This is a genomic window from Pedobacter alluvionis (genome assembly GCF_003664035.1).
Classification (GTDB): domain Bacteria; phylum Bacteroidota; class Bacteroidia; order Sphingobacteriales; family Sphingobacteriaceae; genus Pedobacter; species Pedobacter alluvionis.
The window spans coordinates 262,575-285,816 of the sequence record NZ_RCCK01000015.1; the positions used below are offsets into that span (position 1 = coordinate 262,575).

Genomic DNA, 23,242 nt, shown 5'->3' on the forward strand with positions numbered 1-23,242 from the left:
TATGAAAAAAGTTATTATTTACACTTTGGTTATTTCAGCATCTTTTTGCTTGCCTTCATGTAAAAAGTTTTTAAACGTACAGCCTTTAGATAAACTAACAGGGAACAACTTTTTCCAGACTAAAGAAGACGTTGTGGCCAATATTTATGATTTGTCGAGGATTGTTTTTAGCAAAATAAACGAAACACATTATGTTGGTGCGGTTGGAGAATACAGATCAGGTGAGGTATTACACGAAAGCCAGTCTGACAATGCCGCCTCACGCGAATATGTGGAGTTCTTAGGTCGGAATGATTTATTAAACCTGATCAGAAGAGGGCAGCCCTGGGACTATTATAATTTTGACAGAATAACAGATTGGACTGGTTATTACAGGGCAATTCAAGGAGCCAATATCCTGATCGCGAAATTAGATGAGGGTGTTCCAGGTGTTTCTGAAACTGAAAAAGGGCAGTTTAAGGCTGAAGCCGCATTTATTCGCTCACTTTGTTACTTTACCATGGTGCGGTTATTTGGCGATGTAGTGTATTATACCGATGCATTTCATTCTACATCCTTACCCCGCGAAAATTTTGTTTCTGTATTAAATAAATGTATTGCCGATTTAAATGGTTATAAAAATCAAATTCCATTTACCTATAGCGATCCTGCTTTAAAGGGCGTTCGGGCAAGTAGAGGCAGCATCATTGCTTTAATGATGGAGATGAATATGTGGAATGCAGGTTTTGACGGCGCTAACGCAAGAAAATATTATCAGGCTACTGCAGATCTGGGTAAAGAATTGGTTGCAAGTAATGCCTACCGGTTATTGCCGCTTTCAGATTGGTCCACTGTGATCAAGGGCCGTTCGGATGAAAGTTTGTTCGAATTTTATCAAAGTATCAATTATGGAGATGCCGTACTGAATGTTGCACCAATTGCCGATATGTTTTTGCATTACCCTTACAAAAGACCTGAATATACCCACCGCGTAAGTTTTGCTTATTACAGGGGCGAATACATGCAGAAACTCTTTCAGGATGGGGGCGACAAAAGGATCACCACCTGGTTTAATGAAGATATTTTTGCAGACAATGGTAAGTTCATGTTATTAAAATATGCGAAGAACTCTTTCATTGTTGGTGAGGAAGATGCCAATCCGGATAATACTTTTATGATTTTTAGGTACGGTGGAGAACTCCTGCTGGCGGCAGAAGCGCTTGCAAATATAGATGAAGATACCGAAGCCATAAAACTGGTAAATATGGTAAGGAACCGTGCAGGAGCGTCTCCATATACGTCTTCAAATGGAGATCTTAAAGAATTTATTTTTTACGAACGTTCAAGGGAACTTATCGGCGAGGGGCACCATTACTTCGATTTGGTTAGGACGAAGAGAATTTTAAATAGCCAGTATTCCTACAACGTGCTTACATCCGATAAATTTAGTCGTGGTGCCTGGACCTGGCCAATTAACTCAGGTGCACTAAACAACAACCCATTTATGAAATTGAATGATTACTGGGTAAATGGTGGTAATTAATTTTTATAATAAAAGATATATGAAAAAGCTAATTTTTGCTTGTGCTGCTGTACTGCTGATATTAAATGCTTGTAAACGTGATGAGTACTACCGTGATGGAGGCTTGGCTAACCCTAACTTTGAAGGCAATATGCTTCAATATTTGCAGGCTAAAAAAGTACCTTTTGATACCATAGCCCAAATTGTAAAGCTGGCGGGTATGGAAAGTGCCTTTTCTAATGAAGACTTTACTTTTTTTGCGCCCGATGATGAGGTAATTAAAAAAACAATCGGAACAGTTAAAACCGATGGATTAAATAATTTTCTTTTTTATTCTGGAAAAGATACCGTTAAAACGCTGGATCAGATTAGTCCGGTAATCTGGAGGAGATATCTGCAACGCTACATGTTTAAGGGTGTGAATAGATTAAAGGACTATCAGCAAATCGATTTCGATGTTAAGAGTGTTTATCCGGGCGGTTTGTATTATTCTCTTGGTGGTAATATCTCAAATATTGGGGTAACCTATGGTACTGCCAATAACATCAAATATATTGGGTACCGCCAATTGGTTTTAACCTACATTCCGGATGCCTCAAAACCAAATGACAATTGGTACATCAATAAGGTATCATCATCTGATATAAAACCTACCAATGGTGTAGTACATGCTCTGGCCTTTAACGATTTGGCAGGTGGTGCTTATTTTGGATTTAACCCAAATGATTTTTTTAGTGATGTGTATTACAGTGGGTTAACGCCTTCTGATTCTTCGAAATAAAATCACATCCGGTGTTACCTCAAGAAATTAAACGATGAAAAAAATTAAATTAATATTCGCAATAATCACTTTGGTTGCTTTTAGCTTTCAGGGATGTAAAAAGGCAGATGATATAATCCCTGATCCTTATGCTGATGCTAAATCACCTTTAGGTGTGGCCATTTCACAAACTGACGTACCTGTTCCTGCTGTTGGAATTGTAGGTACATCTGTAGTCATCAAAGCTTCGGGCTTTGATAAATATAAAAATCAATTAACATTTATGTTTAACGGCGAAAAGGCTGAGGTAGTTAATGTAACTGCCACAGAAATTACGGTTAAAGTTCCGGAAACCGGAAGTACGGGTGTAACATCAATTGCTATTGGCGACCAGTTATTTATTGGCCCAACCTTTACCGTAACGGGGCTGATTCAGATCGATCCTACTTTCAAAGCCATAGCAGGTACCAACGGGTTTGTCAGTCAGGTGTACGAAATGCTTGATGGAAGGGATATTGTGGTTGGTAATTTTACAAATTTTGATAACAAAGGAGGTGTGGTTCCCATCAATAGGATCGCAAGAACATCATTAGACGGAGAATATGATCGTACTTTCCGTACAGGAAGAGGATCCAATGGTGGCTTAGCCAGTATTGTAGAAATTGGTAACCGTTTTATTATAGCAGGTGGCTTTTCAGGATTTAACCAACGGACTGAAAACATCAGCAACATTACCAGTTTGTTTACCAGCGGAGCAATTGACACTGTAAAAATTCAGACAAAAAGAAAGCCAACGGTCACTGACACTGTTACGCAAAAATGGTTTCCAAGGTTTAACGGTGGTACAAATGGTTTTATTGACCATGTATACGCCCACCAGGGAAAAATTTTAGCAACCGGCGATTTTAGGTTTTATGTAAAAAGAACTTACGATAAGTTTAATTACGATTTATCAAGGGATACTGTAATATTGGACAGTACAGAAATCCGACAGATTTTACGCTTTAATTTAGATGGCAGTCTTGATAAAACATTCCGTTTTAACACTGCTACCAATAAAGGAAAAGAAAGTGCAAACGGACGTGCATATACTTACATGCATACCGAGGCAGAGAAGCTGGAAAAACTGGTTGTGTTTGGTAATTTTACCACTTTCGATGGTCAGCAAGCTAACCGCATTGTGAGGTTAAATGTTGATGGTAGCATCGATCCTACTTTTACACCAGGTACAGGCGCCGATAATGCCATATATTCTTGTACTTATAATGTAACAACAAAAAAATATGTGATTACCGGAAGTTTTACCCGTTATAATGGTAAAGCAGCAGTAGGTGTTGCGGTTTTAAATGATAACGGAACTTTAGATGAATCATTCGCATCGCTCGCCTTCGAAGGTGGGCAAGCTAATTTTGCCAAACAGCTTAATAATGGGTTAATTGTAGTAAGCGGGTATTTTATTAAATACAATGGCATCACCAGAAATGGGTTTATGGTTTTAACCCCAACAGGAACATTGGCAAAAGGATACAATTCTACCGGGCCTTTTAATGGTAGCCTATCTGATGTAATCGAAACCAAATCGGCAGATGGTAAAAAAGCACTATTGCTAATCGGTGGTTTTAGTCGTTTCGATAATTTACCATTATACAACATTATTAGAGTAACGATCGAATAATAGATTAAGCTAACCAGGATATAAATTAAGATGAGTATGATGAAAAAATATAAATTATTGATTGGCTTAATCGCAACAATAATGATTACGGCCATATTTTCTTGTAATAAAGAATTCGAAAGAACAATTGAAGATAAGAATGCCAGCGACACAACAACTGTTAAATACGGAAACCGTAAGATACTTTATTTAGTTGTTGACGGAGCAAGGGGGCAATCGGTTTTAGATGCCAATACGCCAAATATTGATGCGATTTTGCCGCATGCTATCTACACATGGGTAGGTTTAAGTGATCCTGAAGCAACCGAAAATGCAACCAATTGGGCAGACATGTTAACCGGCGTTAAAAAAGATAAACATAAAGTTAGTACTGATGCATTAACGAATAACAATTTGCAGAATTACCCAATTATCTTTAACAGGATTAAAGAGGCAAGTGGAAAATCGAAAATTGTTACCTATACCTCATCAGCGGTTTTTAAATCGTTAAATACAGGAGCCGATGTGAGTAGCCTGGTGGCAGATGATGATGCGGTCAAAGCCGGATTGATCAGCAATTTAACTAGTGATACTGCAACGGTTGTTGTAGGCCATTTTACAGGGGTTAATGCGGCAGGTGCAGCATCCGGATATGATGTTTCTTTTCCGGCCTATAAAGCAGCTATCGAAAAATTCGATACTTCTGTAGGTGAAATCCTCGCCGCACTAAAAAAACGTCCTGATTATAACAATGAGCAATGGATGGTTGTTATTGCATCAAGTGCAGGTGGGCAATATACATTACCCTCAAATGCCGATGACCAGACTATTTTTAGCCAGCCAAAAGTAAATTCATTTGTAATTTATTATGCGCCAACTTACAACAAACGAATTTTAACAAAGCCATTTACCGGTAACAGGTATTTAGGCAAAACAATCCGTTTTAAAGGGGAAGATGTGAGGGCACAGGTTGATGCTGCTGACGCAGATGTTTACAATATAGATGACACTACAAAAGTGACCATAGAACTTAAGGTTAAAAAGAACGAAGACAAATTTTTCTGGCCAAGTGTTTTAGGTAAACGTAACGAGTGGTCCAGTGGACACCCGAGTGTAGGCTGGGTTATTTATTTAGAAGAAGACTATTGGTATTTTGAGTGGCGGGGTACTAAAGATGTAGATTACCACCAATGTAGGGGGGGAAGTTTTACCAAGGGGAAATGGACAAATTTAACAGCGAAAATAGAGGTGCGTAATGGACAAAGGTTTGTTCGTACCTATACCAATGGCAGCTTTAATAATGAGCTCGAAATTACAGGTTCAGGTTCGCTGGCAAATTCGAATCCTTTAAAATTGGGGTTTTTAAACGGAAATGGACACGGAGTACCAGATGTATATGTAAGTGACATCCGCTTTTTTAAATTTTCTGTTCCGGATGGAATGATCGGCAACTATGCCTGTCAAACTTCGATCGATCAAAGTCATCCGTACTTTAATTTTCTGGTTGGGTATTGGCCTGCAACAGATGGTAATGGGAATATTATGGCAGATATAAGTTCTCAGGCACATGATTTTAAATTTCAGGGAACATACGCTTGGGAGAGTTTCAACGATTTAATATGCCCTCCGGCACCAGAAACACTGGCCATATTTGTTCCCCAAACATCAGATATACCTGCACAGATTATAAACTGGTTAAAGATTGCCAATAAACAAACATGGGGGCTTGATGGCCGGGTTTGGTTAGATCAATAACAGATTTTCTGATCATTTAAAATATCATAAAATGAAAAAAATTATATATATCGCATTGATAAGTTTAGCCATCATTGGTGTTTATTCTTGTCGCAAGTCACAAATAGATGATTTAAAATTGCCGGATCCCAATACCAGAAGTGTAACAGGAGAAGGTATTGTTGCAGGAAACGTTTCCATAGATAACGAATACATTAAAGTTCCTTTTAAAATTTCTTTAACAGGCGTTGCAGAAGAGGCTTTTCAGGTAGGTTTAACTTTAAATAACGATACCGTTACGCAGTTAATTAATAATGGAACCATTACAAATGCAATTCTAATGCCATCTGCTGGGGTAGAATATCCCAATGTGATCAACGTTGCTTATGGCACCGATAACAGCGAAGGTATTGCTATTGTTCGCCGGTCAGTATTGGAGCGTAATTATGGTAAAAAAGTTGTTTTCGCCCTAAAGCTTTCCGCTCCCGGTAAAGGAAATAAGATTGCAGCCGGCAAATCTACCATCATGGTTATTATTAATACTGCCGATCTGTTAAAACCTACCGATCTACATTATTTGACTTTAAATGGCGGTGGTACCTATAATGTAGTGTACCAGGGCGATTATATTGTAGGTCCTGCCGGGGTAACGATTCCGCTTATTGTAAGTTTAGAAAACCAACCATCAACAGCTTTCAATATTAAAATCAAAGAAAACATAGATACCATTGCTACTTTAGTTGGCAGTGGAACTTTACCCGCAGATGCAATACACCTGGATGCCAAAGATTATAGCGTTGATACTTTGGTTAGGTTTGCTACAGGGGCTTCGAGTGCGATCGTCAGACTTCAGATTCCATGGCCGGTTTTCGACGCCAACATTGTTGCAAATAAAAAATTTGCATTCGCCTTCAGTATTAGTGAGGCCAGCAATCATGTAATTCACCCGACTAATAGTAAATTAATAGTGATTATAGATCCTAATGTAAATCTGGATAATAACTCCTACATCACCGGAAACGGTACTGGTTTAACAGCAAAATATTATACCAATACCCAATTAGACCCTGATGATGGACGTGCGCCATTTGTAACCAGAGTTGATGAGACAATTAATTTTAGTGGCGATGGATGGCCAGACAATGTGAAAAATGCAGCTGGAACTCAATTAAGCAGGGATAACTTTGCCAGTAGATGGAAAGGCGAATTTTTGGCACCAGTGCGCGGTACCTATACTTTTTATCAAACCCGCTGGGATGATGGCTCGAGACTATATGTTAATGGTGTGCCGTTAGTAGACGATTATACTACCCAATGGGATAAAGATACACGTAAGGGCACCATATTTTTAGAACGCGGAAAACGGTATACCATTGAAGCACATCACCGCGAAAATGTAGGCGGGCAGCAGGCTTATCTGGAAATTGAAGTGCCGAATATTTTATCAAAAAGGGTAATCCCAAAATCTCAATTATTTCCAATGCCTTAAATATTAATCAGATATGAAAAATAACGTAAAAAGATTATTCAGTATTCTATCTCTTTTAATACTTATTGTAATTACAACAGTAAAGTGTAAGAAAGATGCAGAAGAGATTGTTCCTGTGGTAGACGAACCTAAACCAACAGCAGGTTTTGATTATGCCGTAGCCAGTCCGACAAAGTTTTTAGAATACCAGTTTACGGGTACTTCTACAAACTATAAAACTTTGTTATGGCAATTTGGCGATGACAGCACGTCTGTAGCGGTTAATCCAAAACACGTGTATCGTTTTCCAGGTAAATATAAAGTTACTTTAACTACCAGAAACAGCCAGGGCTATTCGGCTGCAAAAGAAGTGCTTTTAAATATTGTAGATCCTAATTTCGATCCAACAAAAATTGGTGAGAATTATATGCAAACTATCGGTGGAATATTCTCTGTAAATCTGGAGGCTGGTGCCGGACCTAATTCTGATGAGGGATCAAAAAAACTGGTTGATGGCGACATCACAACCAAATTTTTGCAGGCAGGTTTTGATGGTACGCAAAGATGTACTTTCGAACTTGCAACACCACAGGTAGTTGGGGCCTATACCCTAACTTCAGGAAACGATGCTGAAGATAGGGATCCCAGGTATTGGATTTTACAGGGGTCATTAGATGGAATTCAATATACTGACCTGCATACCGTAACCACTTGTCCATGGCCAGCCCAGGGAGAGAGGCGTGTGACCAAAAGGTATTATTTCGACAACTTTGTTGCTTATAAATTTTACCGTCTTTATATCAAAGCAAACAGGGGAAGCCGTATATTTCAGTTATCTGAGTGGACTATCAATAAAAAACAACCTTAAGTAATAAGCGCTCCACACAATTTGAAGAATACATGAGGCTTAACAACTTCATGTATTTTTTTGATGATTTGTTTTAAATGTCACCTAGACAATTAAAAAATGGGTTGTCTTGCAAAAAGTAAATTATATTTTATACATTAGTAAAACGTTTAACTAAGCGTTGCATCTAACCAGAATATAACATCAGATTTCAATACACACACACAAATTATGAACAAAACCAACACTTTAAAATTCTTAGGCATACTGGGCTGCATGTTCGTAGGCAGTTTGCTAAAGGCGCAGGAGCGGAAGGCTCCGGCTTATCCCCTAATTACACACAATACCTATTTCAGTATCTGGTCTAACACAGATAAATTAAATGAGTCTTCTACTCAACATTGGACAGGTGCCGATCATTCTCTTTTAGGAATGATTAATGTTGATGGAGGTATTTATCGCTTTTTAGGTAAAGAAACCACTACCTATAAAACGGTTGTACCTGCTTCAGATGAAAAAGCTTACGAAGTAAAATATACAGAAACTGAACCTCAGGGCGATTGGAAAGCTGCGAACTACGTGGCCAGCACCTGGCAAACAGGTCAGGCACCAATAGGAGATGATGCCAAAAATGTAAAAACATTGTGGAAATCGCACGATATATGGGTGAGGAGAACCTTTAACGTCGCTAACCCGGCATCAATAAACGAACTGTTTTTAAAGATCAACCATGATGATAATATTGAGGTTTACCTGAATGGAAAGAAAATCTACACCAAAGAAGGCTGGACCAATAGTTTTCAATACATTGCCTTTAGCAATAGCGATAAAAGTGCGTTAAAATCCGGATCTAATGTAATCGCCATCCACCTCATTAACACCGCCGGTGGCCGTTTCCTGGATTTTGGTCTGGTAGAAAAGCTTAAAGACAATGCCGAAAAGGTGCAGCTGGCTAAACAAAAAAGTGTTGATATCAATGCCACGCAAACCATTTATAACTTTACCTGCGGTAAGATCGATTTAAAATTAACTTTTACCTCGCCGTTGTTGATGAACGATTTGGGTTTATTTGCACGCCCGGTTTCTTATGTTTCCTATCAGGTAAAAGCAAATGACGGTAAAACGCACCAGGTGAAAGTATACCTGAGTGCTTCTTCCAACATCGCAGTTTATCGCCCTGCGCAAGAAGTTACGGCGAGCAAATACAACACCGCTAAATTATCAGTATTAAAAACGGGTACCGTAGAACAACCAATTTTGCAAAAGGCAAGTGATGATATGCGCATTGATTGGGGTTACTTTTATGTGGCAGCGCCAAAAGCAAGCAATGCCATCCAGTTTGTAACGGCCGAGAAAGATGCAGCCGATGCTTTTAGAAAAGGCAATTCTGCTTCAACAGCTAAACAAGGCAAAATGCTTGCATTAAATACCGTTATTCCTTTTGGTACAGTAGGTAAGGCTGCAGTAGAAAAATATGTTGAACTGGGCTATGATGAAATTTATTCGGTTCAATATTTTAATAAAAATTTAAGGCCATGGTGGAATACCTCAGGTAAAGAAACCATCGAGGCACAACTAACCGCTGCGGCTGATGCGTACAAAACTGTGATTCAGAAATGCGAGACATTTAACAAAAATTTATATGCCGATGCCCTAAAATCTGGCGGTAAAGAATATGCCGATTTGTGCGTTTTAGGTTACCGTCAGAGCATTGCCGCTCATACGTTGGTAAAGAGCCCGCAAGGTGAGATTTTATGGTTATCTAAAGAAAACAACAGTGGTGGTTTCATTAACACCGTTGATGTAACTTACCCTTCGGCACCATTATACCTGATTTACAATCCTGAATTATTACAGGGCATGTTGAACGGCATTTTCTATTTTAGCGAAAGCGGAAAATACCCTCATCCCTGGGCGGCACACGATTTAGGTACTTACCCCTTGGCCAATGGCCAAACCTATGGCGAACCCATGCCGGTTGAGGAATCGGGCAACATGATTATTTTAACCGCAGCAATTGCCAAAGCACAGGGGAATGCCAACTACGCCAAAGCACATTGGAAAACCTTAACCACCTGGGTTGATTATTTAACCAAAGAGGGTCTGGATCCGAAAACGCAGTTATGTACCGATGATTTTGCTGGTCACTTGGCCCGTAATGCCAACTTATCGGTAAAAGCGATTGTAGGTATAGCCTGTTATGCCCAAATAGCGCAGACATTAGGTTATAATGATGTAGCTAAAAAATATAGGGATATTGCTGAAAGTATGGTTCCAAAATGGATAGAAATGGCTGATGCCGGCGACCATTATGCCTTAACTTTTGATAATAAAAACACCTGGAGCCAAAAATATAACCTGGTTTGGGATAAGGTTTTGAATTTAAATTTGTTCCCTCAAAAAATATATGATACCGAAACCAAATATTACCTGACGAAACAAAATAAATACGGTATCCCATTAGATAGCAGAAAAGCCTATACTAAAAACGACTGGATTTTGTGGACCGCTACTTTTGCACCAACACAAAAAGAATTCGAAGCTTTGGTGCATCCCGTTTACAAGCATGCCATCGAAACCGAATCAAGAGTGCCTTTGAACGATTTTTACGATTCGAACACCGGTATCCGCGATAACTTTAAAGCGCGTAGTGTAGTTGGCGGTTTTTATATGAAAATGCTTGCCGATAAATTAAATAGTAAATAAGATCTCACCCCTCCCTTTAAATTAACAATCAAAGGTTCTGCATTAATTTGCAGGACCTTTTTTGTTTCCCTCTTTTAGAGGGTGTCCGCAGGACGGGGTGTTTGAATCATGCAATTAAACTACTAATCTTCATTGCATGCGATAGATCATCCTTTCGACCGCAGTGGAGAAATCTACAAGACTGGTTTAATAAAATTAAAAGATTTCCCCATTTCGCTGCGCTTCAGTCGAAAGGACGACGTTTCTGGTTCTGCGATACATGAGCTTATATGTTTCTTAAATGCCTTATATGGTCAAAAAACTACTGTAGTTATCAATTTATGATGAATCCTATTCCTTGGTCTGTGTCCTCACAGACTGAATAGATAGCTTTATGTATGCAGGCAAAAAGCTATTTGAGTAGTTATTAGCATTAGGAAATGAGCGTTTAGTGGTTCCTGGTGGCGCTCAGTCCCGCCATTCGCTACTTCCGATGAAGGATCGGAACCGCTGCTGTCGGGTTTAGGCACAAAGGCTGGTGCAAAATGCAACCCCGAAAATGAAATACTGTTTTTTCCCAATAGCCCCGGTTGAAGTGATACCCTGCAGCAACGAGGTACGAGGCAGCGAAGCGTATAAGCGTAAAACGGGAAGAAACTGACTGTTTAGTACAGGTATTGCGCTCCAAATGGAAATTAGTATATTATCTTTTCTGTTTTTGTACTGGCCTTACGCTTATGTTTTCATCAAAACTCAAATTCCAGCTGATTACTTTCTGGCTTTTCGATTTCCACATCATCATAAAACCGCGATAAGGTAATACCTAAAAGCCTCACCTGTGTTGTACCGATAGCGGCCTCTTCCAAAAGTTTAATCGCCTCTGCATAAATTACCTCAGCTTTGTTTATCGGTATAGCAAAAGAACGGCTACGCGTAATCAGTTTAAAATCGGCGAACTTGATTTTTAGGGTTACTGTTTTTCCGCTTAGCTGGTATTTTTCCAAACGTTTAGCTACGGTTTCACTGATCTGTTTCAGCAGATCGTGCATCACCGAATCTTCATTGGTATCTTCTGAAAAGGTATCTTCTGCGCCTACCGATTTGGTTTCGCGATTCGACTGAACGGGGCGTTCATCAATACCACGCACAATTTTATAATAAAACATTCCCGATTTCCCGAATTGGGCAACAAGCTGGGCTTCAGTTAATTTTTTTAAATCTGCACCCGTATTAATCTGCATGGCCTTCATTTTGGCGCCGGTAACTTTACCTACCCCAAAGAATTTTTCTACCGGAAGTTTTTCCATAAAAGCTTCAATCTTCGATGGGCCAATAAAAGTTAAACCATCAGGTTTGTTCATATCTGAAGCTACTTTGGCCACAAATTTATTGATCGATACGCCTGCCGAAGCGGTTAAGTTTAACTCATTTTTAATGGCATCTTTAATCGATTGTGCAATATCAATAGCCGACCCAATTCCGAGTTTATCTTCTGTTACATCGAGGTAAGCTTCATCCAATGAAAGGGGTTCTATACTATCGGTGTACCGGCTAAAAATTTCTCTAAGCGCTTTCGAAACAGCGGTGTAGGCATCAAAACGGGGGTAGACGAAAATTGCTGTCGGGCAAAGCTGGTAAGCTTTACTGCTCGGCATTGCAGAGCGGATTCCATATTGCCGTGCTTCGTAACTGGCTGTAGAAACCACACCACGGCTATCCGGTTTGCCACCAACCACTAAAGGCTTTCCACGGTATTCAGGAAAATCGCGTTGTTCTACAGATGCGTAAAAAGCATCCATATCAATATGAATTATTTTTCTTAAAACCGGTGGATCTAAATCAGACATGTAATGATCTAAATTTCGTGATTTTTATCAGGATTATTGATTTAGATTTTTTTTCTTTACAAAATATGGAGAGAGTATCGACTTTGTTTTAAGTAATTGCCCGAACGGTTTTATTTTAAGGAGATTGAATAATAAGATTTGAGCGAAGCTAAATTTATGAAGGCAGATCTCTCCGTTCTGCTGCGCGCCAGTCGAGATGACAATCGTTTCGAAAAGCCATACACCTTAAACCTTTTATCTAGTCCAACAATACCTCTACCTTATTCAGCAGCGAATCCATCTCGAATGGTTTCTCCATAAAATCATTAGCACCTGCATCGAGTGCAGATTGCCTGATGTCTCTACTGGCGGAGATCATTAAAATTGGAATTTTACTAAATTCCGGGTCGTTTTTAAGTTGTCTGCATATATCCCTGCCATCATATCCACTCATCCATATATCGAGCATAATCAGGTCTGGCTTGTTTTTTACCGCATCTATTACTGCCCCACCATCATATGTAAATTCAACATTATAGCCCATTACTTCCAAAATCATCGTCACAGCGTCAACAATTCCTTCGTCATCATCGGCGATGAATATTTTCTTATTTCCCATTTTGTAATTTTATTTCATCTGGTTTTGTTTTGCAATAGGTTAAATGAGAAGGTGATTAATAGCGTATATTAATTAATGCAGTAAAGATGCTTTTTGTTTTAAAAAAAATGAATATTTATTTAAAGAATTTTATGGTGAATATTGACTAATGTCAATTGATAAAGTATAGCTGTTTTATTCCCGCACTAGTGAATTAACTGATAATTTATTTTACATGGCAGATATTCGTGCATTAATATTTTATATTTACAGCGTTTATTCGACTTAATTGGGTTTAACAGCCAAAAATGGATAGTATTAATATAAAGAAGTTAGCAGAAGCATTAAATTTATCTACTTCTACAATTTCGAGGGCTTTTAGGGATAATAGTGACATTAATCATGTTACCAAAGAGCGTATACTGACCAAGGCGAAAGAATTAAACTACCAGCCCAACCATTACGCCAGTAATTTAAGGGAGCAAAAAAGTAAAACCATTGCCGTCATTGTACCCGAATTAGCAAATAATTATTTTTCGCAGGCCATTCACGGTATTGAGCGCGTAGCCAGAGAAAATGGTTACCATATCCTGATTTATGTTACTGATGATGATTATCAAAAGGAAGTAACTTTCATTCGCCACTTACACAATGGCAGGGCCGATGGCATTATTATGTCCGTTTCCGGAGAAGCCAACGATCATAATTACCTCAATAAATTTGGCACTAAAAGGCTGCCTCTGGTATTTTTCGATCGTATTTACGAAGACATTGATACGCCAAGGGTAATTACAAATGATTATAACAGTAGTTTTCTGGCAACAGAACATTTAATAGAGCAGGGTTGTACAAGAATTGCTTACCTGGTGGTGAATAAAAGTTTATCTATAGGTAAAACCCGTATGCAAGGCTATCTTGATGCACTGGCCAAACACCAGATTCCTTTCCAGGAAAATTTGATTGTAGATTGCAGTAACAGTTACGAAGAAAATAGTGTGATCATTAAAGAGGCTTTAATGCAATTAAAACCCGATGGTGTTTTTACCTCGGTAGAGCGCTTGGCTTTTGCCACCTATTATGCTTGTTACGATCTCAATATTAACATTCCCAAAGATTTAAAGGTGATCAGTTTCTCCAGTTTGGAAATAGCCCCTTTGTTAAATCCTTCCCTTACTACCATCACCCAACCGGCTACCGAAATAGGGGAAGAAGCGGCTAAATTGTTGTTTACTATTTTAGATGATCATGCCGATAAGAACCTGCCAAACGAGGTGGTTTTAGAATCTAAAATTATCAAGCGGAATTCGACTGTAAATGGGTAAATAAAGCCCCCCAAAATGGCCTCATTTTTAGTCTGAAATTTTCAAAAATTTTCTTCACTTAGTGTAAAATACGCAGAATTTAGACCGATTTTCGGGAACGTTCCCGAAAACAATAAGAATTTTGGCTCAATTTTTTCGGGAACGTTCCCGAAAAAAGCACTAAAAATAACTTAGTGTAATTATTACACTTTAAATTAAAATTTTTAAATTATAAAAATCTGATATTCAATTAATTAAAAATTTAACAATTGTTTGTAGTAGACTTTTTCCTGTATTAAAAAACTATTTTTTATGCTGATTTTATTGTTGATGTTTTAGCCAGAAATATATTTTTTAAATAAATTTTGAAATATCATTAACAGCTGTAAATTAGGCCAATGTGTAAATCACTATAATATTTAACCAAATTTTTATACTTAAACGAGCTTCAAATATGAGAGTATTTTACCTGTTAAAACAGGGGTTTTTGGTGCTGTTGGTTTTTTCAGCATTAATGGTAAAAGCACAAACCGGATCTGTATCTGGTAAGGTGCTTGATGAAACCGGCCTACCATTACCCGGCGCTTCTGTAATTGTTAAAGGAACAACAAGAAGTACGTCAACCGATGCTGATGGTAACTTTAAACTGGCAGGATTATCGAATGGTTCGGTAACGTTATCTGCAAGTTTTATCGGCTATCAAACCCTTGATAAAGCCGTAAGCATTTCAACAAATGCTACTGTTAATTTTCAATTGGTGCCTGATGCACAAAAACTGAATGAAGTTGTGGTAATCGGTTATGGTACTGCCGAAAAAAAGAATCTAACCGGGTCAATCACTACGGTAGGTGCTAAAGATTTCCAAAAAGGAACGATCACAACGCCTGAACAACTCATTCAAGGTAAAGTGGCAGGGGTTAACATTATTAGCAGTAGTGGTCAGCCAGGTGTTGGTAGTCAGATCCGCATCCGTGGCGGAGCCTCATTAAATGCAAGTAACGACCCTTTAATTGTTATTGATGGAGTTCCTTTCAGTGGAAAATCAATCGATAATGCACCTAGTCCTCTATCATTGATCAACCCGAACGACATCGAGACCTTTACCGTGTTGAAAGATGCAAATGCTACAGCAATTTATGGTTCCAGAGCATCCAATGGCGTAATCTTAATTACCACTAAAAAAGGGGGTACAGGTGCGCCGGTAATTAATTTCAGTACCAATAATTCTGTTGCAACCATTGCAAAAAAGGTAGATGTGCTCTCGGCAGATCAAATCCGTACTTTTGTAAATGCCAATCCAACCGCTGCCTATGATGTAGGCAAAACATTTGTTTCGCTTTTAGGAAAAGCAAACACTGATTGGCAGAATGAAATCTTTCAAAATGCTTTTGCAAGTGATAATAACCTTAGTATTGCGGGTAAGTTTCACGGTGTTCCTTATCGTGTATCAGCAGGTTATTTAGATCAGCAAGGTTTGTTAATTACTGATAGGTTTAACCGGGCAACAGGAGCCATTACAGTTTCACCAAGATTATTCACCGATCACTTAAAAATTGATTTAAGCCTTAAAGGGACATTAACCGAATCACACTTTGCCAATGATAACAATAATGCCATTGCAAATGCCATTCAGTTTGATCCTACGCAACCGGTTACCGCAACTAATCAGTTTGGAAATTATTTCGAATGGTTAAGAGCAGATGGATCCTTGAATCCCAACGCACCAAGAAATCCGGTAGCGCAGATCATGTTAAGAAATAATAATGGAAACGCCGCCCGAAGCTTTGGAAATGTAAGATTCGACTATTCTTTCCACTTTTTGCCAGAATTGCATGCTAACTTAAATTTAGGTTACGATGTTTCTAAAGGCACAGGACGTATTTTTGTTCCGGCATTTGCCGCCACAAGCTTTTCAACTAACGGATCTTCTACTCAATCGCTGAATACATCCAATAATAAGGTATCTGAGTTTTATTTAAATTATGCCAAAGATGTGGCCAGCATCAGAAGTCGTTTTGATGCAACCGCGGGTTATGGGTATTATGATAATGCGAAAACAAACTTCAGCTTTAACGAATATAGTGCAACAGGGGTATTAAGAACTACGCCTAAGTTTCCATTCTCTGTTGACCGCAACAAATTGTTATCCTACTACGGAAGGTTAGTTTACACCTTAGCCGATAAATACATCCTTTCAGGAACCATGCGTGCAGATGCGTCATCAAGGTTCGCCGAGGAAAACCGTTGGGGTTATTTCCCTTCAGTTGGTTTTACCTGGAGAATTGCAGGCGAAAACTTCTTAAAGGAAAGTAAAGCCGTTTCAGATTTAAAACTGAGGTTAAGTTACGGTGAAACGGGTAATAAAGATGGAGATACCGTAGGCGATTACAGTTATTTAGCTAAATATTATTCAAACAGTAACACAGGCCAATACCAGATAGGCGATACTTTTTACGATTATTACGCACCTTCTGCCTATGATCCGGATTTAAAATGGGAAACCACCACCACCTATAATGCTGGTTTAGATTATGGCTTTTTCAAAGGAAGAATCTACGGGGCAATAGACGTTTACTATAAAAAGACAAAAGATTTATTGGCTACGGTGAACATTCCTGTAGGAACAAACTTTAACAATAATTTGATTACCAATGTGGGTAATATGGATGTAAGAGGAGCTGAGTTTAGCTTAAATTTTGCAGCTATCAAAACGGAAAACGTTTCATGGGATTTTGGCTTCAATGCAGCTTATAACAAAAGAAAAGTAACCAATTTAACCTTAAATCCTGATCCGGGAAGTAAGCAAGGTGCAGGCGACATTACTGGTGGAACAGGGGTTACCATTAAATACAATGCTGTAAATCAACTTCCTGGTGCCTTCTACGTTTACAAACAGGTTTATAACAGTGCCGGAAAGCCACTGGAAGGTGTATATGAAGATTCAAATGGCGATGGTGTAGTGAACTCAAGTGATCAGTATTTTTATAAGTCGCCAGATCCTAAAATTACTTTGGGGTTCAATACTGCTTTCAGTTATAAAAAATGGACCATTAGTACGGTATTGAGAGCTAACTTAGGCAATTATGTTTATGATAACGTATCATCAAACTTTGGTATTAGAAACAATATCCTTAGCTCAGCGGGCTTAATTAACAATGCTGCTGTAGATTTCTTAAACACCAACTTCACTACAAGTCAGTATTTAAGTGATTACTATGTTAAAAATGCTTCCTTCTTAAAAATGGATAACCTTGGCCTGGCTTATGACGCCGGTAAGTTATTTAAAAATAGCAACACCAGTTTAAGAATTACGGCCAATTGCCAGAATGTGTTTGTAATCTCTAAATATAAAGGGCTGGATCCTGAGTTAACAGATGGTATCGACTTTAAGTTATATCCCAGACCAAGGACATACACTTTAGGTTTAAATGTTGGTTTTTAATAAAGATAAAGAGAAATGAAAAATTCGTTTAAAATAATATTGGCAACCACAGGTTTATTACTTTCTTTAAATTCTTGTAAGAAAGATGCCTTAAATTTAAAGCCTACGAATGATGTAACTGCCGACGTGGTATATGCTACGCCTGCGGGATACAAACAAGAGCTGGTAAAATTGTACGCTACTTATGCATTAACCAGTCCAACAGGATCAGATAATAGTGATATTGGTGGCTTAAACGCAGGATTTGCAGATTTCTTCCGGTTATTCTGGACTTCACAGGAGCTGGTAACCGATGAAGCAATTTGTGCCTGGGGAGATACAGGTATTCCGGAATTAGATTATGCTACCTGGAATAGCGATAATCAATTTTTAAGGGGTTTATATTCTAAAAGCATTTTGCAGATTACGATTTGCAATGAGTTTCTTCGCGAAAGCACACCAGAGAAGTTGGCAAGTCGCAATATTACCGGTTCCGATGCTTCAGCCATTCAACGTTACCGTGCCGAAGCCCGCTTCTTAAGAGCATTTCAATATTGGGTTTTATTAGATGGTTTCGGAAATCCTCCATTCGTAACAGAAGAGGATGCGATTGGCAAAACCAATCCTAAACAAATTCAAAGAGCAGCTTTGTTCGCTTATGTAGAATCAGAATTAAAAGCGATTGAAGGCGATTTGGCCGATCCCCGTACCAATGATTATGGTCGTGCAGATAAAGGAGCAGACTGGGCTTTGTTAGCCAGATTATATTTAAATGCCCAGGTTTACACCGGAACAGCAAAATATACAGAAGCCATTACCTACTCAACTAAGGTGATCAACTCTGGTTATTCATTAAAAGCCAATTACAGAGATTTATTTTTGGCCGATAATAATGTAAATAATACAGAAAACATTTTAACCATTAATTACGATGGTGTAAGAGGAACAAATTTCGGAGGAACTACCTTTTTGGTTAATGCTGCAATTAATGCAGACATGAGCCCTGCATCTTATGGAGTACCTTCAGGTGGCTGGGGTGGTAACAGAACCCGTCAGAACTTACCGGCATTATTTCCTGATCCTAACGGAACGGCAGATAAACGCGGTATATTTTTTGGAACAAAAAGCAACGTAGATGACATTGGTGTATTTACAGATGGATTAAGGGTAACCAAATTTAAAAACGTTACTTCCGGAGGAGTTACACCTGCATCGTTAAATGGCACATTCAGTTCATTGGATTTTGCATTATTCCGTTTAGCAGAGCAATACTTAATTTATGGTGAAGCCGTAATGCGTGGTGGTTCAGGCGGGAGTACTGCACAAGCACTTACCTATGTGAATAACTTGCGTCGCCGTGCTTATGGTAACAACAGTGGCGATGTAAGCACCCTCTCTGTAGACTTCTTTTTAGATGAACGTGCGCGTGAATTGTATTGGGAAGCGCACCGTCGTACCGATCTAATCCGTTATGGCAAATTTACTGGTTCCACTTATTTATGGCCATTTAAAGGTGGCGTTAAAGCAGGCGCAAGTTTACCGGCTTACCGTAACTTATATCCAATTCCGACAGCAGATTTAATTGCCAATCCAAATCTGGTTCAGAACACAGGTTATTAATCTTAATATTTATAAAGATGAAATCAATATTCTTTAAATCCTTAGCCTTTAGCTTTATCACGCTCTCGCTATGGTCATGCAAAAAGGACGAAACCCGTGCCATAGCCAATGCAGGCACCGGAGGTTCTTTAAAAAGTTCGGCTACATCGGTAGTTTTGGATAAAAGCATGCTCACTACCAATGTGGTTACTTTTACTTTAAGCAATGCTAATTTTGGTTATCAGGCAGCTGTTACCAATACTTTACAGTTATCTCCAAAAGGAGCAAATTTTGCAGCAGATAAAACAAAAGAAGTAATTTTTGATCCAAATGTGACTACTAAAAGTTATAATGGATTGGATTTTAACAATTTACTGCTTTCTTTAAATTTATCTACTGCTGTAAATTCTGATGTAGAAATCAGGGTAAAAGCGGCCATCTCCAATGCGATAGCTCCGGTTTACAGTAACGTAGTTTCTATAAGTGCAAAGCCATTCCCTTTAACTTCCTGGGTGTACGTACCGGGGGCATATCAGGGATGGAATCCACTAACAGCTGATAGCTTAGTTTCTGTCGTCGGCAATGGCATTTATACCGGAATTATCAAGTTCGATGGTGGTAATTTTAAGATTACTGCTGCGAAGAAATTTGACTTAGCTTATGGCGATGCAGGAGGTGGTAAACTCAGTACTTCCGGTGGTGATATCAGCTCCATCTCGGCAGGTTTTAAACTGCTAACTGTCGATCTTAATGCGAATGTTTACACCATTGCCGATGCAGATTACTGGTCAATTATTGGTAATGCCATTCCGGGAAGTAACTGGTCTGTTGATACCGACCTTAGTCCGGTAAATGATGGTAAAAATACATGGACTGCAACAGTTGCTTTAACTCCTGGTGCCTTTAAGTTCAGAAGAAATCACGATTGGGGAACCAGTATTGGTGATAATGGTGGAGATGTTAATGTTACTGTAGCTGGTACATATAAGCTGATCTTAACACTTAATGCCGATGGTAAAACAGGTGCTTACACCATGGTTAAAATTTAATTATTAACTATACTATTCCTGTAGAGATCTTTTGATCTCTGCAGGATTTTTAAAAACATTAAAAAGTTTTAGCATGATCAAATCGCTTACTTCAGTAGTTACTGTCCAGTCCCTTAATTCTTCTGTTTTAAATGCTCAAACTAAAATCCATGCAAATGCGTGGAGATTTAAAAAAACGCTGACTATTCTTATTGTACTGTTTAGCAGCATCAATCTTTTTGCCCAAAAGTTAGAGCGGGTAGAACCGATGTTCTGGTTTACAGGTATGCACAATCCTATATTGCAATTGCTTGTTCATGGTGAAAACATTGCTTCAAGCTCGGTTTCATTAGCTTATCCAGGGGTAAAACTCGCAAAGGTTAACAAAGTTGAAAACCCGAATTATTTATTTCTCGACTTAACAATTGCTCCATCAGCCAAGGCCGGCAAATTCCCGATTAACTTTGCCTTTAACGGAAAAAACACATTTACTTACACCTATGAATTAAAAAACCGCGATAAAAGTGCGGGCAGGATTCAAGGCGTAACCAACAAAGATTTTATTTACCTGCTCATGCCCGATCGTTTTTCGAACGGCGATAAAAGCAACGATGTTATTCAGGGTTTAACCGAAACCTCATTAAACCGCGATAGCATGTACTACCGCCATGGCGGTGATATCCAGGGAGTAATTAACCATCTTGATTACCTGAAAGATCTAGGCGTAACTACAGTTTGGATGACACCAGAGGTAGAAAATGATATGCCACAAGCTTCATATCATGGCTACGCAGTAACCGATCATTATAAAATTGATCCACGTTATGGCACAAATGCACTTTATAAAAAGTATGTAGAGATTGCCCATGCCAAAGGATTAAAAGTGATTAAAGATATTGTACACAACCACATTGGTACCCAACATTGGTTTTATAAAGATTTACCGATGAAAAGCTGGTTAAACCAATGGCCGAAATACACGCAAACGAGTTATCGCGATCAGACCTTAATGGATGTACATGCATCAGCAGCCGACCGCAAGCAGATGCTGGATGGCTGGTTTGTACCTTCAATGCCCGATTTAAACCAACGGAATCCTTATGTACAAAATTACCTGACTCAAAACCACATCTGGTGGATTGAATATGCAGGTATTGATGGTTTACGCCTGGATACCTACGGTTACAACGATCCGGTTTATATGGCCGATTGGGCTTTAAAAGTGCAGGCAGAATTTCCGCACTTATCCGTTTTCGGAGAAACATTGGTAACCGCAGTGGCCAATCAGGCTTTTTTTACGGGTGGTAATACTGTTAACCGTGGTTTCGATACCCATTTACAAGGCATTACCGATGCTACTTTAAAAGATGCGATTTATGAAGGAATAAATGGCAAGAATGGTTGGGTAGACGGAATTAACCGTTTGTATGCAACCTTAGCGCATGATTTTCTTTACAAAAACCCAAATACCAATTGCATATTTTTAGATAACCATGATTTGAGCCGCTTTTACTCAATGGTTGGTGAAGATTTCGACAAATACAAAATGGGAATGAGTATCTTGTTAACCATGCGGGGCATTCCGCAGATGTATTACGGAACTGAAATTTTAATGAAAAATTTCTCCAATCCAGATGGATTGATCCGTTCTGATTTTCCTGGTGGATGGGAAGGTGATAAAAAAGATAAATTTATTGCCGATGGACGTACAAACAAAGAGAATGAAGCGTTCAACTTTGTAAAAACCTTAGCTAATTTTCGCAAAAACAGTCCGGCATTGCAAACAGGTAAACTGATGCAGTTTGTACCGCAAGATGATATTTATGTTTATTTCCGCTACAATGTAGAACCAAAAGGCACTGTAATGGTTATTGTAAACAATACTGATAAAGAAAAAACATTAAATACCGATCGCTTTGCAGAAAGAACAGCAGGAATTACAACTGCTAAAAATGTAATTACTGACGAAAACATCGAATTCAAAAACATTAAAGTACCCGCTAAGACCACTTTGGTGCTCGAATTAAGGTAGAAGGTTAAACGGTATAGGGTTTAAAATGCAAGGCTTTACATCTCGATACCTGATACTCACTACCTGATACAAAAAAATATAATAAAAGATGCAAAATAATAGTCATATAGGACCTTCTACCTTCAACCTTACGCCTTCTGCCTCAATAAAGGCTTGTCTTTTCGACCTCGATGGTGTGCTGGTAGATACTGCGGTTTACCATTATAAAGCCTGGAAACGTTTGGCCAATGCTATGGGTTTCGATTTTACCGAGGAGCAGAATGAGCAGTTAAAAGGCGTTAGCCGCGTAGAAAGTTTGAACAAGATTTTGGCCTGGGGCGGCGTAGAGAAAACCGATGCCGAAAAAGAAGAACTGGCCAGTTTAAAAAACGGCTGGTATGTAGATATGATTACCAAAATGACACCTGCTGAAGTTTTGCCTGGAACAGTTGATTTCTTGACAGAAATACATAAAGCAGGCTATAAACTGGCATTAGGCTCAGCCAGCAAAAACTCAGGGATCATTTTAGAAAAAACAAATTTGGCCCATTTCTTCGATGAAATTGTGGATGGCAATATGGTAACCAAATCAAAACCAGATCCCGAGGTATTTTTAAAAGGAGCAGAACTTTTAGGCTTTAAACCTGATGAATGTGTGGTTTTTGAAGATGCCGTTGCAGGCGTAGAAGCAGCAAAGAGAGGCGGAATGAAAGCCATCGGTATCGGCGAAAAAAGCGTACTTACCCAGGCAGATGTGGTAGTAAGCGGATTAGATAAATTAACAGTTAGAGATTTAGAAGAGTTGTAAA

15 protein-coding genes are annotated in these 23,242 nt (G+C 38.8%); 13 read left to right on the forward strand and 2 right to left on the reverse strand.

What is annotated here, in order from left to right:
- Position 1: 1 nt before the first annotated feature.
- From BCL90_RS23165 to BCL90_RS23195, 7 genes are all read left to right on the forward strand, one after another.
- A complete protein-coding gene (locus BCL90_RS23165; protein ID WP_121287683.1) occupies positions 2 to 1,522 on the forward strand; it encodes a RagB/SusD family nutrient uptake outer membrane protein in 1,521 nt (506 codons plus the stop codon).
- Positions 1,523 to 1,541: 19 nt separating this feature from the next.
- Positions 1,542 to 2,282 (forward strand): class I SAM-dependent methyltransferase, encoded by a 741-nt coding sequence (locus tag BCL90_RS23170; RefSeq protein WP_134380751.1) that lies wholly within the window; start codon positions 1,542 to 1,544, stop codon positions 2,280 to 2,282.
- Between the two features lie 34 nt (positions 2,283 to 2,316).
- Positions 2,317 to 3,936, forward strand: a complete 1,620-nt coding sequence (locus BCL90_RS23175; protein WP_121287685.1) for a DUF5008 domain-containing protein — start codon at positions 2,317 to 2,319, stop codon at positions 3,934 to 3,936.
- Between the two features lie 36 nt (positions 3,937 to 3,972).
- Positions 3,973 to 5,670: a DUF4983 domain-containing protein gene (locus tag BCL90_RS23180; protein WP_166792259.1), complete on the forward strand. Its 1,698-nt coding sequence runs from the start codon at positions 3,973 to 3,975 to the stop codon at positions 5,668 to 5,670.
- 31 nt (positions 5,671 to 5,701) lie between these two features.
- Positions 5,702 to 7,138 (forward strand): PA14 domain-containing protein, encoded by a 1,437-nt coding sequence (locus BCL90_RS23185; RefSeq protein WP_121287687.1) that lies wholly within the window; start codon positions 5,702 to 5,704, stop codon positions 7,136 to 7,138.
- A gap of 13 nt (positions 7,139 to 7,151) precedes the next feature.
- On the forward strand, positions 7,152 to 7,985 hold the full coding sequence (locus tag BCL90_RS23190; protein ID WP_121287688.1) for a PKD domain-containing protein: 834 nt from the start codon (positions 7,152 to 7,154) through the stop codon (positions 7,983 to 7,985).
- A 210-nt stretch (positions 7,986 to 8,195) separates the two neighbouring features.
- Positions 8,196 to 10,670 carry a glutaminase family protein gene (locus BCL90_RS23195; protein ID WP_121287689.1) on the forward strand — a complete coding sequence of 825 codons (2,475 nt, stop codon included), beginning with the start codon at positions 8,196 to 8,198 and terminating at the stop codon, positions 10,668 to 10,670.
- Positions 10,671 to 11,395: 725 nt separating this feature from the next.
- Here the strand turns inward: BCL90_RS23195 and dinB are convergent.
- Entirely contained in the window at positions 11,396 to 12,496 is a 1,101-nt protein-coding gene (gene dinB, locus BCL90_RS23200) for a DNA polymerase IV (protein ID WP_121287690.1), read from the reverse strand.
- A 238-nt stretch (positions 12,497 to 12,734) separates the two neighbouring features.
- The gene (locus tag BCL90_RS23205) at positions 12,735 to 13,094 is read right to left on the reverse strand and encodes a response regulator (RefSeq protein WP_121287691.1); all 360 of its coding nucleotides are present in this window, start codon (positions 13,092 to 13,094) and stop codon (positions 12,735 to 12,737) included.
- Between the two features lie 287 nt (positions 13,095 to 13,381).
- Here BCL90_RS23205 and BCL90_RS23210 point away from each other — a divergent pair, with 287 nt between their 5' ends.
- The 6 genes from BCL90_RS23210 (at position 13,382) to pgmB (ending at position 23,241) form a co-directional block, all read left to right on the forward strand.
- Entirely contained in the window at positions 13,382 to 14,395 is a 1,014-nt protein-coding gene (locus BCL90_RS23210) for a LacI family DNA-binding transcriptional regulator (protein ID WP_121287692.1), read from the forward strand.
- Between the two features lie 433 nt (positions 14,396 to 14,828).
- Positions 14,829 to 17,816 (forward strand): SusC/RagA family TonB-linked outer membrane protein, encoded by a 2,988-nt coding sequence (locus BCL90_RS23215; RefSeq protein WP_121287693.1) that lies wholly within the window; start codon positions 14,829 to 14,831, stop codon positions 17,814 to 17,816.
- A 15-nt stretch (positions 17,817 to 17,831) separates the two neighbouring features.
- Positions 17,832 to 19,415, forward strand: coding sequence for a RagB/SusD family nutrient uptake outer membrane protein (locus tag BCL90_RS23220; protein ID WP_121287694.1), 1,584 nt, complete (start codon positions 17,832 to 17,834; stop codon positions 19,413 to 19,415).
- A 17-nt stretch (positions 19,416 to 19,432) separates the two neighbouring features.
- A complete protein-coding gene (locus tag BCL90_RS23225) occupies positions 19,433 to 20,443 on the forward strand; it encodes a SusE domain-containing protein (RefSeq protein WP_121287695.1) in 1,011 nt (336 codons plus the stop codon).
- A 73-nt stretch (positions 20,444 to 20,516) separates the two neighbouring features.
- On the forward strand, positions 20,517 to 22,454 hold the full coding sequence (locus BCL90_RS23230) for a glycoside hydrolase family 13 protein (protein WP_121287835.1): 1,938 nt from the start codon (positions 20,517 to 20,519) through the stop codon (positions 22,452 to 22,454).
- A gap of 88 nt (positions 22,455 to 22,542) precedes the next feature.
- The gene (gene pgmB / locus BCL90_RS23235; RefSeq protein WP_121287696.1) at positions 22,543 to 23,241 is read left to right on the forward strand and encodes a beta-phosphoglucomutase; all 699 of its coding nucleotides are present in this window, start codon (positions 22,543 to 22,545) and stop codon (positions 23,239 to 23,241) included.
- The last annotated feature ends 1 nt before the right edge of the window (position 23,242 follow it).

What these genes read in the sequence shown, in the direction of transcription:
- BCL90_RS23165 (WP_121287683.1), top strand. Translation starts at nt 2, where the DNA reads ATGAAAAAAGTTATTATTTACACTTTGGTTATTTCAGCATCTTTTTGC.
- BCL90_RS23170 (WP_134380751.1), top strand. Translation starts at nt 1,542, where the DNA reads ATGAAAAAGCTAATTTTTGCTTGTGCTGCTGTACTGCTGATATTAAAT.
- BCL90_RS23175 (WP_121287685.1), top strand. Translation starts at nt 2,317, where the DNA reads ATGAAAAAAATTAAATTAATATTCGCAATAATCACTTTGGTTGCTTTT.
- BCL90_RS23180 (WP_166792259.1), top strand. Translation starts at nt 3,973, where the DNA reads ATGATGAAAAAATATAAATTATTGATTGGCTTAATCGCAACAATAATG.
- BCL90_RS23185 (WP_121287687.1), top strand. Translation starts at nt 5,702, where the DNA reads ATGAAAAAAATTATATATATCGCATTGATAAGTTTAGCCATCATTGGT.
- BCL90_RS23190 (WP_121287688.1), top strand. Translation starts at nt 7,152, where the DNA reads ATGAAAAATAACGTAAAAAGATTATTCAGTATTCTATCTCTTTTAATA.
- BCL90_RS23195 (WP_121287689.1), top strand. Translation starts at nt 8,196, where the DNA reads ATGAACAAAACCAACACTTTAAAATTCTTAGGCATACTGGGCTGCATG.
- dinB (WP_121287690.1), bottom strand. Translation starts at nt 12,496, where the DNA reads ATGTCTGATTTAGATCCACCGGTTTTAAGAAAAATAATTCATATTGAT.
- BCL90_RS23205 (WP_121287691.1), bottom strand. Translation starts at nt 13,094, where the DNA reads ATGGGAAATAAGAAAATATTCATCGCCGATGATGACGAAGGAATTGTT.
- BCL90_RS23210 (WP_121287692.1), top strand. Translation starts at nt 13,382, where the DNA reads ATGGATAGTATTAATATAAAGAAGTTAGCAGAAGCATTAAATTTATCT.
- BCL90_RS23215 (WP_121287693.1), top strand. Translation starts at nt 14,829, where the DNA reads ATGAGAGTATTTTACCTGTTAAAACAGGGGTTTTTGGTGCTGTTGGTT.
- BCL90_RS23220 (WP_121287694.1), top strand. Translation starts at nt 17,832, where the DNA reads ATGAAAAATTCGTTTAAAATAATATTGGCAACCACAGGTTTATTACTT.
- BCL90_RS23225 (WP_121287695.1), top strand. Translation starts at nt 19,433, where the DNA reads ATGAAATCAATATTCTTTAAATCCTTAGCCTTTAGCTTTATCACGCTC.
- BCL90_RS23230 (WP_121287835.1), top strand. Translation starts at nt 20,517, where the DNA reads ATGATCAAATCGCTTACTTCAGTAGTTACTGTCCAGTCCCTTAATTCT.
- pgmB (WP_121287696.1), top strand. Translation starts at nt 22,543, where the DNA reads ATGCAAAATAATAGTCATATAGGACCTTCTACCTTCAACCTTACGCCT.